10 protein-coding genes and 1 pseudogene are annotated in these 14,780 nt (G+C 57.7%); 10 read left to right on the plus strand and 1 reads right to left on the minus strand.

Features of this window, described 5'->3' with window-relative positions:
- Positions 1 to 106 precede the first annotated feature (106 nt).
- Positions 107 to 940: a tetratricopeptide repeat protein gene (locus H8K11_15980; GenBank protein MCS6265251.1), complete on the plus strand. Its 834-nt coding sequence runs from the start codon at positions 107 to 109 to the stop codon at positions 938 to 940.
- 37 nt (positions 941 to 977) lie between these two features.
- Here the strand turns inward: H8K11_15980 and H8K11_15985 are convergent, their stop codons facing one another.
- Entirely contained in the window at positions 978 to 2,369 is a 1,392-nt protein-coding gene (locus tag H8K11_15985; protein MCS6265252.1) for a transglycosylase SLT domain-containing protein, read from the minus strand.
- Between the two features lie 305 nt (positions 2,370 to 2,674).
- Between H8K11_15985 and H8K11_15990 the strand changes: the two genes are divergently transcribed.
- The 9 genes and pseudogenes from H8K11_15990 (at position 2,675) to H8K11_16030 (ending at position 14,751) form a co-directional block, all read left to right on the plus strand.
- Positions 2,675 to 3,820, plus strand: coding sequence for an alanine--glyoxylate aminotransferase family protein (locus tag H8K11_15990; GenBank protein ID MCS6265253.1), 1,146 nt, complete (start codon positions 2,675 to 2,677; stop codon positions 3,818 to 3,820).
- 28 nt (positions 3,821 to 3,848) lie between these two features.
- The gene (locus H8K11_15995) at positions 3,849 to 5,441 is read left to right on the plus strand and encodes a phosphoglycerate dehydrogenase (protein MCS6265254.1); all 1,593 of its coding nucleotides are present in this window, start codon (positions 3,849 to 3,851) and stop codon (positions 5,439 to 5,441) included.
- Between the two features lie 18 nt (positions 5,442 to 5,459).
- Complete coding sequence (hisZ, locus tag H8K11_16000; protein MCS6265255.1) at positions 5,460 to 6,584, plus strand: ATP phosphoribosyltransferase regulatory subunit; 1,125 nt, start codon at positions 5,460 to 5,462, stop codon at positions 6,582 to 6,584.
- Positions 6,581 to 7,936, plus strand: a complete 1,356-nt coding sequence (gene dnaB / locus H8K11_16005; GenBank protein MCS6265256.1) for a replicative DNA helicase — start codon at positions 6,581 to 6,583, stop codon at positions 7,934 to 7,936. Before hisZ ends, dnaB begins: the two co-directional genes overlap by 4 nt.
- A 259-nt stretch (positions 7,937 to 8,195) precedes the next feature.
- Positions 8,196 to 9,881, plus strand: a complete 1,686-nt coding sequence (locus tag H8K11_16010; protein MCS6265257.1) for a tetratricopeptide repeat protein — start codon at positions 8,196 to 8,198, stop codon at positions 9,879 to 9,881.
- 398 nt (positions 9,882 to 10,279) lie between these two features.
- Positions 10,280 to 10,807: a type II secretion system protein gene (locus H8K11_16015; protein MCS6265258.1), complete on the plus strand. Its 528-nt coding sequence runs from the start codon at positions 10,280 to 10,282 to the stop codon at positions 10,805 to 10,807.
- 265 nt (positions 10,808 to 11,072) lie between these two features.
- A pseudogene (locus H8K11_16020) lies at positions 11,073 to 11,183 on the plus strand (prepilin-type N-terminal cleavage/methylation domain-containing protein).
- Between the two features lie 632 nt (positions 11,184 to 11,815).
- On the plus strand, positions 11,816 to 13,807 hold the full coding sequence (locus H8K11_16025) for an O-antigen ligase family protein (protein MCS6265259.1): 1,992 nt from the start codon (positions 11,816 to 11,818) through the stop codon (positions 13,805 to 13,807).
- Positions 13,804 to 14,751, plus strand: coding sequence for a hypothetical protein (locus H8K11_16030; GenBank protein ID MCS6265260.1), 948 nt, complete (start codon positions 13,804 to 13,806; stop codon positions 14,749 to 14,751). The genes H8K11_16025 and H8K11_16030 overlap by 4 nt, the downstream gene beginning before the upstream one ends.
- Positions 14,752 to 14,780 lie beyond the last annotated feature (29 nt).

A 14,780-nucleotide genomic window follows, 5' to 3' on the forward strand; every position in this document is an offset into this window, starting at 1 on the left:
CGAAGGGCTTGAATATTTGACAAGGCTGACTGCTCCCTAGTATAAGGCGCGAGGCGCTCGGAAACGACCGCTTCTTTTACTGCGCCTGGAGAATGATTGAGAGAGCATGAGTTATCGAATCAAAGTTCCCGCAAAGGTCGATCCGCTCGATGAAGCGCATCTGCTGACCGGAGTTGAGCGGTTTCTGCTCGTCTTGCAGGAACAGCGGCGGGCGGTTCTGGTCGGACTGGGAGTCTTGCTCGTTGCCGCGGCGGTGGTTGCCGGGGTCATTTGGTATGACTACCAGGCCACGCTGAAGGCACGTGAACTCGATCAGGAAGCGACGCTGCACTATCTCAACCGACCGGCTGACGATCCGAAAAAATCTCACGAACAGCTTGCGCAGGCCATCAATCTCTACAAGCAGGTAGTGGATCAATATCCACGGAGCCCCGTTGCTCCCCTGGCCCTGTTCCATTTAGGGAATGCTCAGGTGCTGGCGAATGAGGTTGATGCAGGGATCGAAACCTACAAACGATTCATGTTGCTCCATGGTTCCAATACCTCGCTCCTGGGGCTTGTTCAGCAGCGGATGGCCTACGCCTATTTGCTGAAGGGGGATCGTGATCAGGCGGTGAAGGCGTTTACCGGCATCCTCGAGATCCCCGGTGCACTCAATAAAGACCACGTGCTCTTTGAGTTGGCCAAATTGGAAGAATCGCAGTCCCGTCCTGAGGGGGCCCTCGCGCACTACCAGGATTTGATGAAAAATTATCCTAACTCGCCCTTCACCAGTGAAGCGGCCGTGCGAGTGAAGGTGCTGGAAGTGAAGAAGTCTCCGGAAAGCCCGGCGGCGGCTGCCACACCTGCGCCGGCCGTGACTGCGCCCGCTCCTCAACCTGAGACGCCTGCTAAGTCTTCAAGCAAGTCTGCCGCGGCGCCCTCCAAGAAAAAACCGTAACGCTTTCCTTAGAATGACCCGGTAAGAGACGGTTGCGTTAGTTCGCAATGACTAGACGGCTTCCTGCCTTGATGGTGGGACCTGTCAGGTTATTGTTGGACTTGAGGGTTTTGACGGAGATGTTGAATCGCTTGGCGATTTTCTCCAGAGAGTCGCCCACTCGGACCCGATACCAATGACCGGATTCCGGCTCAGGCTTGACGTGCCGGACCCTGACGGGGACCGGAAGCGGCGCGAATTTGTGTGTCGGGGCCCGATCCAACAATTGTTCGACCTTCTCTCTGGTGCCGACCGGAACCTTCAGGTGATATTCGGCATCGTCCGGGGGCGTGGCATCGCGCCGTAACTCCGGGTTGAGCACCTTCAGTTCCTGGTACGAAATACCCGTCACATTCGCAATCGCCTTGAAGTGGATGGGGCGTTTTACGACCACTTCCTCGAATTGGTGAGGCCGCACGTCGTTCTGCGGAAAGCCATAACGGTCCGGATTCTTGGCGATGATGGTGGCGGCCATGAATCGGGGGACGTATTCTTTCGTTTCCCGCCGGATCAGCCGTGTTTTGGCAATGTCTGAAAAGCTCTCCGCTTGCGCCGTATGGAGCGCCCGCATCACCTTACCTTCCCCGGCGTTGTAGGCGGCCATAGCCAGAGGCCAGGTGCCGAATAGGTCGTACAGGTCCCGCAGGTAGCGGGCAGCCGCAACGGTCGATTTCACAGGGTCTCGTCGTTCGTCCACGTAACTGTCGACACGCAGCCCATAGACCTTGGCGGTCCCCTTCATGAATTGCCACGGACCGGCCGCCCGGGCGCGGGAATAGGCATGGGGGTTAAATCCGCTTTCAACCAGAGACAGATAGATGAGATCGCTGGGAAGCTGGAATTCGGAGAAGATGCTATCAACCAGCGGGCGATAGTGGCTGAGGCGGATGAGCCACTGTTCAAATCGATTGCGGATAGAGACGTTGAAAAAGCGAATATGACCTTGAACGGATGGGTCGAGCACAATCGGCACGTTGTAGGCCGTGGCTTCCTCCGATTCCTGCCCCTGCGCCGCCGCTTCCTCCTGAGCCACCTCTGCTGGCGGTGTCAGCAGGTCTGTAAATCGAGCGGTGGTGCCATTGAGCGGCTTGAGCTGAAGGAGCGCTTCGGCCGGCGGGACTTCGGTCGACGGTTCGCTGGCAATGGGGGCCGGGGGCTCAACGGCTTCGAGTTCCGCGGCAGTGGCGTGGTCTTCTTCGTCCAACGAGTATTCCGGTTCCTGAATAGAAGGTGGAACGTCCTCCTGCATGGTCTCCGCGGTCGCCGGTGTATCAGCGTGGGGAGGGGGCGGCAACTCCGCCCCTGCGAGAGTCGGCCACGAGAGAGAGAGCAGCCAGAAAGAGAGAAGCGGCAGCGCGCGAGCACCTGTGACCAGGAAACGTGCATGCATAAGGACACCCACTAGACTGTTCAGGGAATGAGAAATCACTGACTTCCGAAGGGTAGCCTATCGATGAGGTTACAACTTGTCAAGAAATTGAGGGAGTTGAGTCGTCATCGAGCGTGTGGTGAAAAATCATCGCGCGGGGAGTCGCCTCGCGTCCCCGAAGTAAATCTTGCCTGATGCAGTGAAGTCGCTGAAAAGATAAGCATCTTCACGGTCTGTTACCTTGACACCTCAGGGGGGCTATGGTAGCGTACGCCCCTTCTAAATCCCTGACATCGTTCGTTCTGCACAGTGAGGAGGATCGTCCCATGTTGAAACGGTATTTGCTAGCTCCCGGACCCACCCCCGTTCCTCCGGAGGTGTTACTGGCGATGGCCAGACCGATGATTCATCACCGGGCGCCTGAATTCGATAAACTCTTTGCCGAGGTTCGTGAGGACTTGAAGTGGCTATTTCAAACCAGGAACGATGTCTTGATTCTTGCGGCATCCGGCACCGGAGGCATGGAGGGGTCGGTCTCGAACTTCTTGTCCCCGGGCGATAAAGCCCTCACGATCAACGGCGGTAAGTTCGGCGAGCGTTGGACGAAGCTGTGTAAGACGTTCGGAGCGCAGGTCACCGAGTTGAAGGTCGAGTGGGGGCGCGCGGTAGATCCGCAGGCCGTCGCGGATGCCTTGAAGAAAGATCCGTCGATCAAAGCCGTCTATGTGCAGGCGAGCGAAACCTCCACGGCTGTGGCGCATGACGTCAAGGCGCTGGCCGATATCGTCAAAGGGTATGAGGAGACGATTCTGGTCGTGGATGCCATCACCGCGCTGGGAGTGCTCGACCTTAAGACCGATGCCTGGGGCCTCGACGTGGTTATCACCGGTTCGCAGAAGGCGTTGATGTTGCCGCCGGGGCTGGCCTTCGCCAGCGTGAGTGAAAAAGCCTGGCGATTAGCCGACAAGGCCAAGAACGCCGCGTTCTATTTCAATTTTAAGCGCGAGCGGGAGAATCAACAGAAAAGTACGACGGCCTATACGCCGGCCGTGTCCCTCATTCTCGGCCTGAAGGAAGTGATGAACATTCTGAAAGCCGAGGGACTGGAAGCCGTCTTCGCCCGTCACGCGATGTTGGCGACGGCGATGCGGGAGGGCATCAAGGCCGCCGGGCTTTCCATCTTCCCTCAAGAGCGTCCGAGCGATGCGTTAACCGCGATTTCGGCGCCTGAAGGTGTGGACGGACAGGCCGTCTATAAGAATTTGCGGACCCAATATGGAATGACGGCGGCGGGTGGTCAGGATCACCTGAAGGGCAAAATCTTCCGTATTTCTCACATGGGGTATATCGATAGTTTTGACGTCATCACGGCCCTGGCGGCGGTGGAGATGGTCATCAAGGGGCTGGGCTATCCCATAAAACTCGGTAGCGGGGTGGCAAAGGCTCAAGAAATTATTATGGGCAAGTCTTAGACTCACCGTCAGGTAAGGCGTCACGACAATGAAAATATTGGTCAGCGATAGTCTCTCGAAGCAGGGTGTCGAGGTATTGGAGAAGGCCGGCTTTACGGTGGTGGTGAAAACCAAACTGCCGAAAGAAGAGCTGCTGAAGGAAATCAAGGACGCGGACGGACTGATCGTCCGCTCCGGGACGAAAGTCACCGCGGAAGTCATCGCGGCCGCCAGCCAGCTGAAGGTCGTCGGGCGAGCCGGTTCCGGCTTGGACAATGTCGATACCCCGGCCGCCACGCGCCGCGGCATCGTCGTCATGAATACACCCGGTGGCAACACCGTGACGACTGCCGAGCATACGATGGCCATGATTTTCTCGATGTCGCGCCGCATCCCGCAAGCGACCGCCTCGACGAAGGGCGGGAAGTGGGAAAAAGAAAAGTTCATGGGCGTGGAGTTGTACAACAAAGTGCTCGGCATTGTCGGCGTCGGCCAAATCGGCGGGTATCTCACCAAGCTTGCACAGGGAGTAGGGATGCAGGTGATGGCCTACGATCCCTATCTGGCCCCGGAGCGTGCGGAAAAAATGGGTGTGACCATCGTCGAGCTGGACGAACTGTTCCGCCGAGCTGATGTCATTTCCGTCCACACTCCGCTGACCCCGGAAACCAAAGCCCTGATCAATGCGCAAGCCATTGCCAAGATGAAGACCGGCGTCATGATTGCCAACTGTGCGCGTGGCGGGATCGTCCACGAGGGGGATTTGTGCGAGGCGCTCAAGTCTAAAAAGGTTGCCGCCGCGGCATTCGATGTGTTTGAGGATGAGCCGGTGAAGCCGGACAATCCGCTCCTGGGGTTGGATAATTTTATCTGCTCCCCGCACATCGGCGCCTCCACCACGGAAGCGCAGGAAAATGTGGCGATCGGCATCGCCGAGCAGATCGTGGAGTATTTCACGAAAGGGATTGCCAGGGGCGCGGTGAATATTCCCTCGGTCTCGCCGGAGCTCTTGCCGAAACTCCAGCCGTATTTGTCGCTTGGCGAACGTGTCGGCCTCTTGCAGTCGCAGTTGCTGGAAGGTGGGCTGGAGCGCTTGACCGTCGAGTACAGTGGAGAAGTCGCCGGGCTGAACGTGGCGCCATTGACGATTGCGGTTCTGAAGGGGCTCCTGACCCCAATCCTTGAAGATCCGGTCAACTATGTGAACGCGCCCGTCGTCGCCAAGGAACGTGGCATTGAAGTCAAAGAGGTGAAGATCAGTGATGCCGGAGACTTTGCCAGCGTGATCCGGGTGCGGGTTGAGGGTGGGAAGAAGTCTCATCAGGTTGCCGGAACGCTCTACCACCGGAAGGATCCGCGCATCATTGAGATCGACCAGTTCAAGGTGGAAGTGGTGCCGGACAACCATCTCCTGCTGATCCAGAACGAGGATCGTCCCGGGGTGATCGGCACGGTGGGGCATATCCTCGGCGATCACAACATCAATATTGCGCGTATGCAGTGTTCGCGGGAAGAGCGTGGCGGCAAAGCCTTGCAGATTTTCGGGCTCGATGCGCCGCTTCCTAAGTCGGTCCTCGATCAGATTACGAACAGCAAGCACATCCTTTCCGTGAAGGTCGCCGACCTGTCGAAAGGGTTGTAGATTGCCCGGCAGTCGACCATGGGCGCTCTTTCGTTGAAGGCTTCCTCTTCCTCCTCGCCTCTGGTGGCAGGTCGGGAACGGTCGCTCATTCCGGTTGGAATGAGCACCATTCTTCCTGACGCCGCTCGACGTATCCGACAGCTCGAGCAGACGCTGCTGGCCGTGCTTGCCCGCGGGGGCTACGAAGAAATCATTCTGCCGATGTTCGAGTACCTGGACGTCCTCGCGCCAGGCCTGGAATCTGAACTGATCGAGAAATGTTATCAGCTGGTCGATCGGACGACGGGCCGGTTGATGCTGCTGCGTCCGGATGCCACGGCACAGATCGCCAGGACGGTCGCCATGGGGATGATGGGGGAGCGGCTTCCGCTGCGGTTATGTTATCGCACTTCCGTGTTCCGCTATGAGCGTGAGCACGCGGGCCGCGACCGCGAGATTTTTCAAGTCGGAGCGGAACTCATCGGTGTGGACGGGGTTGCCGGAGATGCCGAGGTGCTGACACTTTTGCTGGAATGTTTGGCACAGGTCGGATTGTCTTCATTCAAGGTTGCCGTCGGCCATGTCGGATTTTTTACGGCGTTGCTGGCCAAGTCCGGCTTATCACTCGAGGGGCAGAAGCGTGTGGAGCAGGCTGCTGCGCGGAAAGACATGCCGCTGCTTGAGGAATTGCTGACACGCGAGGGGATACCTCGGTCGACGGGGCGGGTCATTCTCGAAGCGCTGGATTTGTGCGGTGGGCCTGAGGTCTTGGTGCGCGGGAGAAAGTTGGTGGGGCGCGACCGGACCCTCCTGAGACCACTCGATCGCCTTGCGCAGGTCTATGAGCGATTGGTGTCGCCCGGGCAGCAGGCGGTGTTGCTCGATTTGGGCGAGTTCCGCGGGTTTGAATATTATGACGGGATAGTCTTCGACGTCTTTGCGCCGGGTATCGGGGCGGAGCTGGGAGGCGGGGGCCGATACGACCATTTAATGGGCCGGTTCGGTCGGACCGCGGCTTCTACCGGGTTTGGTCTCGATGTCGATCGTCTGTTTCGAGCCCTCGATGCGTCCGGTGTGGTGACGCCGCCTCACTCCGGTCCCTCTACAACCGCTGGCTCCAAGCCGGTTGCGGCAGAACCGCGACGGCGCAGGAGCCGGGTATGAAGTCGCTCTCCGTGGTTGATCTCACCTCCCCCAAATTGCCGCCGCAGAACGTCGAGGCCGAACAGTCGGTGCTCGGCGCGATCTTGTTGGATAACACGGCGATGGCCAAGGTGATGGAGCTACTGACGGACGAGGAGTTTTACCGGACTGCGCATCGCAAGATTTATCAAGCCATGCTGGAGCTGTCCGATCGCGGCGAAGTCATCGATCAGATTACGCTCACGGAATGCTTGAAGGCGCGCTCTGAGCTCGAAGCGGTCGGAGGATCCGCCTATCTAGCCGAGCTCGTTCAGGTGGTGCCGACGGCGGCCAATGTCCGCTATCACAGCAAGATCGTTCGGGACAAAGCGCTGTTGCGAGGGCTCATTCAGACCTCGACAGAGGTCGTGACGCGCGGGTATGACGGGACGGTGGCAGTCGATGAGCTGTTGGATTTTGCCGAGCGTTCGGTCTTCAGCCTTGCTCAGGGAAAGCTGGATCGTTCCTTTACTCCGGTCAATCAGATCATCAAAGAGAGTCTCGATGTCGTCGACAAGCTGTCCAAGCGCAAGGAACGTGTCACGGGCGTACCGACCGGCTTTATCGATCTGGATGATCTGACCGCCGGATTACAGCCGTCGGACTTGATCGTCATTGCCGGCCGTCCGAGTATGGGCAAGACCAGTCTGGCGCTTGGGATGGCGCAGCATGCCGCGCTGCATGCCGGCACCGTCGTCGGCATTTTCAGCCTCGAAATGTCGAAGCCGCAACTCGTGCTCCGCATGTTGAGTTCCGAGGCCCGCGTCGATTCGCATGCGCTCCGGACCGGTCGGTTGCAAAAGGAAGACTGGTGGCGCCTTGCGGAAGCGGCCGGGAAGCTGGAGCAGGCGCCGATCTATATCGACGACTCCGGCGCCGTGACGGTGCAGCAGATGCGCGGGAAAGCGAGGCGGCTCAAGGCTGAGCGTGGCCTCGATCTGTTGATTGTCGACTATCTCCAGCTCATGCAAGGGAAGAGCGACTCCGAGTCACGGCAGCAGGAAATTTCCGACATTTCCCGTTCCTTAAAAACCCTGGCGAAAGAGCTGAACGTGCCGGTCATCGCCCTGTCACAGTTGAGTCGCGCAGTGGAAGCCCGGAAGCCCCCGGTCCCTATGTTGGCCGACTTGCGGGAAAGCGGCGCGATCGAGCAGGACGCCGATGTCGTGATGTTTATCTATCGTGAAGAAGTCTACGAACCCGCGACGGAGAGAAAAGGCATCGCAGAAATTCTGGTCAGTAAGCATCGTAACGGACCGATCGGGAAACGGGACCTATTTTTCCACGACCGGTTTGCCAAGTTCGAGAATCTCGAGAGTCGCGAGGTCGTTTGACGCGTTCTTTCTCGGGCCGGTATAATTCCCGTCAGTCACTGTCCTTCGAATATTTCCCCTGCAAGTTGAGCGGATGATTGTGCAACGATTGTGTGAAGCGTGTCGGCAGCCACCTGTCCGAAGGGGTTCTGTGAACGTCAGAACGGTAGCTCTTTTACTGGCGGCTATGTCCTGTGTCACCGCCGCCTGCCACAGCACACCGCCTGCCCGTCCCGCTCCTGCTGCGCTCCCATCCGCCGTGCCGGTGGCTCCTCGTCCCATGCCCTCATCCTCAGATTCTCGCGCGTCCTACCACTTTCTCCTCGGATACCAGGCCGAGTTGGATCAGGAGACGGAACTGGCGATCAAGGAATATCAACTTGCCCTGCAAACGGATCCCGCTTCGAACTATCTCAAAGCCAGGCTGGCCGTGCTCTACTTCACCGCGGGGGATGTGCCGTCGGCGGTGCGCTTTGCGGATGAAGTGGCCGATGTGCCGGGGCTGGATGCGCAGATGCTGGGGCAAATCGGCGGCATGTATGCGGCCGCAGGCAAGCCCGACAAGGCGCTGAGACTCTTCAATCGTGCCATTGAGCAGGAACCTCAGCGTAGCGAGCATTTCTTTGCCAAGGGGCTGTTGCAAGCCAATCAGAAACAATATGTTGAAGCCGAAGACACGATTCGCGCTGGGATCAAGATCAGCCCGGACTCGGCAGTCGGGTACTACTATTTAGGTCGGATCGGGGTCGAAGCCAGAGATTTTGACAAGGCGACGACTCATTTCGAGCAGGCGGTGGCACTGAATCCAGCCTTCGAACCCGCCTACGTGGCTCTAGGGTCTGTGTATGAAGCCAAACAGGATCGGGACAAGGCGATCGGGATCTATCGTCGCTACCTGCAGGGTGTGAATCCAAAAAATCGGGACATCCGGCATCACCTCATTCGGCTGCAAGTCTCCGCGAAGCAGTACGACGATGCGCTCCGAGAATTGCAGGAGATGTTGGCGGAAGATCCGTCGGACCTCGATGCTCAGCTCCGGATGGGGCTGGTCTATGGGGAGCAGAAGGACTACCCCAAAGCCATTCAGCAGTTGAAACAAATCCTCACGGTGCGGCCGACCGAACTGAAGGTTCGTGACTACCTGGGGTATTTGTATGAAGAGACCAAGGATTACGCCAATGCGATGGAGGCCTATCGGTACAATCTGACGCTGGAGCCTTCGTATTTCGAGGGGCATCTGCATTTGGGCGTGCTCCAGTACCGGACCAAGCAGTATGCCGAAGCCATTCAGCACCTTCGCGAAGCCAGCCGGTTGAATCCCAAGCAGCCGGAGGCCCATATCGTCCTGGGGTTGTCACATTTTCAAGTCGAACAATATGAGCCTTCCCTTCAGGCGTTTCAGGAAGGGATTCGCCACAATCCGGAGAATGCGGACCTGCATTTCAACGCGGGAACCGCGTATGACAAGCTGAATCGATTCGACGAGGTCGTGAAGTCCATGCAGACGACGCTCGCCCTGGATCCGCACCACGCCGATGCCATGAACTACCTAGGGTATAGCTATGCAGAACGCGGCGTGAAGATCGAAGAAGCGATTGCACTGACCAAGCAGGCCGTCGCACTTCGACCGACCAACGGGTATTACGTCGATAGTCTGGCCTGGGCCTTTTTCAAGAAGGGTCTGCTGGCTGAAGCGCTGGCGGAGATGAAACGGGCGGTTGCGCTGGTCGGCGACGATCCCGTGATTTATGAACATCTCGGCGAAATCTACTTAAAGCAGCAACATCTCTCGGATGGTCGGGAAGCGCTCCTGCATTCGCTGGAACTGGATCCGTCCAACGACAAGCTGATGCAGCGATTCCGTGAACTGGGTTTGGGTGATCCCGCCAAAGAAGAACGCATTCGCCAGGCGCTCCGGCGCGTTTCAGATCGCAAGGGCGCCACTCCGGCTCCCGCTCAGCAGTAATCCCTCTTTTTTTTTCGCTTCATCGGGCATCCACGAACCGGGCTTCATCGCCTGCGGCCTTTCCACGCCCCGCACAAATCCTTTCCGTCTGGCGGCCCTCTCCCAGTCCTGAATTGCCGGGACCGGCAGTCTCCTATTTGTTGGGAATGGGAGCCGTGACTGTTCGATTCCGTCAATTTTTGGCACTTTCTCTTCTGAATTCAGGCCTGCGGGGGACTGTCGGGCGGCACTCGCTGGGAGATCTGAAAGAAAAGATCAATATTGACGTGATCTTATCAATCTTACCGGCACTCGGCGGTTTTGTGGCACAAGGCCTGCTTATAGAGCCCATATCTGCAGGGCGTCGGTGGTGGGTGAGCAGGTAAATCGGTTTTCCAGGATGTCTGTGCCCAAGTTCCATGCTGACTACATCGAAGCAACAAGGGTTCACGCTGATCGAATTGATGGTCGTGGTGGTGATTGTGGGAATTCTCGCTGCGTTTGCCATCCCCAATTTTCTTCGATACCGGGCGCAGGCGATGCAGGCTGAGGCACGGTCGAACTTGGCGGGTATCTTCGTGGCCGAGACCTCGTTCTTCAGTGAGCGGAAAGAATATGGGAATTTTACAGATGTGGGCTTTGCCATCGCCGAAGGCGGGACGAACCGCTACACCTATCGGTCCGGTCTGGGAATTGGATCGGGGATGGGGCCGAACGGGGGCAATCTCTGCGGACCGTCCAGCAGCTGTGACACGATTCAGACGGCGTCTCCGATGCCAGGGGCAATGACATATACGGGAGCGGTAGGTAGCGCGACGACATCCGCCTCTGGATTTACAGCCACCGCCGCGGCGGATCTCGATGGAGATGCCACGCATGACGGCTGGTATGTGAACGATGCGAAGCAGGGATTGAACGGGGCGGAGCCCAATGATGTGTCGAGTTAGTGAGAGCGCAAAACTTGTCAGAAGATGACGGAAAACGGAATGGAGTTCAGGCGGCGAGGCCAGAGGTTACGGACGGAATGGAGCTAAGTAAACGAAATATAGAAGAAATGATAAGGAACTACAGGAAGGAGGTGTTGGGCATAGAATCTGCTATTCCCAAGATCTGCTAGGCTTGAAAAAAGCTGTGTCGTACGAAGAGGCAAGGGAGAAGAACGTGTCGGATGAAGTAGCAACATTAGGAAAGGGAGGAAGTATGTTGAAGCAAATCAAGGGTCAAAAAGGTTTTACGTTGATCGAGTTGATGATCGTTGTGGCGATCATCGGTATCTTGGCGGCCATCGCCATTCCGAACTTCTTGCGTTACCAGGCGAAGTCCCGGCAGTCTGAAGCCAAGACTAACCTGGGCGCGATTTTCGTGGCGGAGACGGCTTATCTCAGCGAAAATTCACGTTACGGAAGCTTCTCGGAGATCGGCTATGCTCTGGCCGGATCGACCAATCGATACACGTATCGGAGCCCGGCTGCCGGTGGTAACGCGGCGTCCGGAGGCAATGCTTTCCCGGCTGCCAACTATGACCAGATTCCGTGCGGTGCTCCTGCGGGCTGTACGGTTCAGACTGACGCAGCTCCAGCAGTGCCGTCAAACGCCAGCACTACGGCGGGTGCGGTCGGCTTCACCGCGTCGGCGGTTGCCAGTATCGACAATGACGCGACGATCGATGGTTGGTCAGTCAATGATATCAAGGGTGGTTTGACCCAGGCGGTTCCTGACGACGTGATCAGCTAACGATCAGTCGCAGGGTGTTTCAGAGACGGGGGAGGAACCACGTTCCTCCCCCGTTTTCATTCCGGCTGACGCATTGGCATTGTGCTCGATTCGCGCACTGAGTTGTCTGTTCTGGTCACTGCCTACCACGTCGAGTATTCAATTTCACTTTGCCAAATTAGGCTTGTCTGATAAAGCAGGAGATATCCGCTTCGGCAAGTGACCAAGACGTCGCTATGAACATGCTGCCTCCCATTTCGCTGCTGTTGGTCAGCGCACTCGTGATCTTCTCGCCCCTGCAGGAAGGCGGTACGACTCATCCCGCACAAATGATCATCAGGCTGTTGATCGTAACGTGGCTGGGAATCGTGCTGGCGGCGGGCATTCGCGCTGGGCGACTTGCCATCCCTGTGTTGACGATGCGGTACGTGGTACTGGCCTTTGTCGGTCTGGCTTTGCTGGCGACCATCCTTTCACCCTACGCTCATCCGAGCCGCCAGTGGTTCATTGTGATCGTGGGGTACGCGACGTTATTCTATTTACTTGTCTCCTTCGTGGACCGGTGGGAGCATATTCGTACGCTGACTCTTGTGATCGTGCTAATGGGCGTGGGCGAAGCAGGCTGGGCCATCATGCAAGGGTTGGCATGGAATGTTGTGAGACCTGCCGGTACCTTCTTCAACCCCAATTTTCTCGCCGGATATCTCACGGTAACCTGGACGATTCTGGTGAGCGTCGCGATCTATGGCTATCGACATGTCTCGGCCTTTTCACGACCGTGGATGTCGCCGGTCCTGTGGTGGCTTGGGTTTATCACGGCATTGGGCGTGCTGTTCTTGGCGGTGTTGTTCACCCAGTCTCGCGGGGGCATGATCGTATGCCTGGTCGGGACGGGCTTTGTGCTGACAGCCCGGTACGGTTGGAAATTAGCCGGCAGCTGTGTGGCAGCCGTGGTGTTGCTCGGGCTGTTTGTCCCTACGCCGATTCGTGATCGAGTGTTGACGGAGCATCAACAAAATCCTCTTTCCTATGCCCGTTGGCAGATGTGGCAGGGCGCGGTCGCACAGATGGTCGATCATCCGGTGGGAATCGGGCTGGGGCTCTATCAGTACACGTATCCCCTCTATGCATTTCCTGTTGACGGTGAAGTCGCCCGGTTTGGAAAGGTGGCCCAGACGCCACACAACGACTACCTTCAGATGGGCGTCGAGATGGGGCCGGCAGCAATCCTTGTCTTCGGGATTGGGCTCGTCTTGTTAACCCGCGAACTGAGACAGGTACTTCAATCGCGACTGCGGCGTTGGCAGCGAAGTCTCATTGTGGGCATAGGCGGTGGCGCACTGGCGCTCCTGACGCACGCCGCGTTGGATTCGAGTTTGCGCGAGTCGGCCCTCGCGATCTTGTTGGTGCTCTGTAGTGCAATGATTGTGTCGGCTGCTCGACTCACCCGCAGGGGGGCCGATGCGGTCTATGTCATTCCGATTCATTCACGGTGGGCCTGGGGAATCGGTGTGGCATGCCTGGTGCTGGTGGCCGGTGTGGAGGTGACTCGACTGGGTGTGGCCTGGATGAAGTTCGATACGGCGTCTCGTCGAGCCATAGCCGGAGACACCGATGCGGCTATCGAAGGATTGAAGGCGGCAGTCTCATTGGATCCAGGCAAGGCGCTGTACCACCATGGCCTGGGGTCGGTCTATGCGAGGACCTTTGAAAGTTCCCGAGATAAGCAAGCATTCCAACTGGCCTATGCGGAGTTTAAGCGGGCGATTGAACTGAATCCGCTCGATAGCAGACTGCTTGGCCTACTGGGACAATTGTATCTCTCGGCGGCGAGGGTCTCACCTTCTCCCGCGTCGCTCGACGACCAACAAAAAGTCTGGTTGCGTGCAGCCGTTCAAGTCTACGAACGAGCCATCCAACTCTCGCCATTCTCCGCCATGTATCGATATGAGCAGGCCCGACTCTACTGGATGCTCGGGGAGCGGAGCGACGCTGAGCGTCGAGGAAAAGAGGCAGAAAATCTGGAACCGAATTTTCTGCCTGCCCGCGCGTTATTGGCCCGTTTGTGGATTGAGGCAGGACAGGTCGATCAGGCAAGGGGGCAGGTCCGGGAAATTCTCGCGCGGCAGGCTCGCTATAAAGGGCGGAGCATGAATAGTCTTGATCAAGCTTTCATGAATGTCGATGTCGGCCCCCTTCTTGCCGCGGTCGGAGAAACGGCGGTCGCGGGATGAAGCTCGTTCAATCTTTATCAAGCCTGAAGCAGGGACTTGTTCAGGTGGTCTTTGGGCTGATGCTCCTTGCAGGCACCTCGGTGCTGCTCCATCTCTTGGATGGTCAACGGACTGCGGTTGCGCGAGCCGAGCAGTTGGCTTATCTCCCGAAGGGGGAATATTTGAAATTGGCCGTGCTTGGATATCGGCAGGTCGTGGCAGACCTGATCTGGCTGCAGGCGGTTCAGCATATCGGTGCGAAGCGTGACACGCAGCGTGGATACAGCTGGACCTATCATGCCGTGGATGTTCTGACGGACCTGGACCCCACTTTCGTTCCGCCGTACCAGGCTACCGGCCTTTTTCTCGGAGTGTTAGCCGGTCGTCAGGAAGAAGGCCTGGCAATCCTGAACAAGGGAAGTCGCCACAATCCATTGATTTGGCAACTGCCGTTCCTGGCCGGCTATATCTCCTATTACGAGCGTTGTGATGCGGCTGCGGCGGGGGAATATTTTCGAGTGGCGGCGCAGGTTCCCGGCGCCCCTCCCTACCTGCCTCAATTGGCCGCCCGCATGACGGTGGAAAGTGGAGATTCCACGGCGGCGCTCGAATTCCTGGACCGTTTTTCACGCAGCGTCACGGATGAACGGCTTCGCGAGGCCCTGTTTCGACGAATGAAAGAAATCGTGCAGGAGCAGGATCTTCGTTTCCTCGAGGAAAGCATCAGACGTTACCGGGTCAAGTATGGACAGGGGCCGGCTAAGCTTGAAGATCTGATGTTGCACGGCATTATTTCACAGCTACCGGAAGATCCGTTAGGCGGGCAATACGAAATCGACTTTCTGGGTGGGACGGTCAGTGCGTCATCAAAGCGGGAACGGCTTCGTATTCACGAGAAAGTGGCGTGTCAGGTGGGAGCCGGAGTAAAGACCTGGGCGGGGACGAGTTCAGTCGACACGCAATGACACGCAGGGCAGTGAGGATGGAGGAGTGT

It is taken from the genome of Nitrospira sp. (assembly GCA_024998565.1).
Lineage (GTDB): Bacteria > Nitrospirota > Nitrospiria > Nitrospirales > Nitrospiraceae > Nitrospira_A.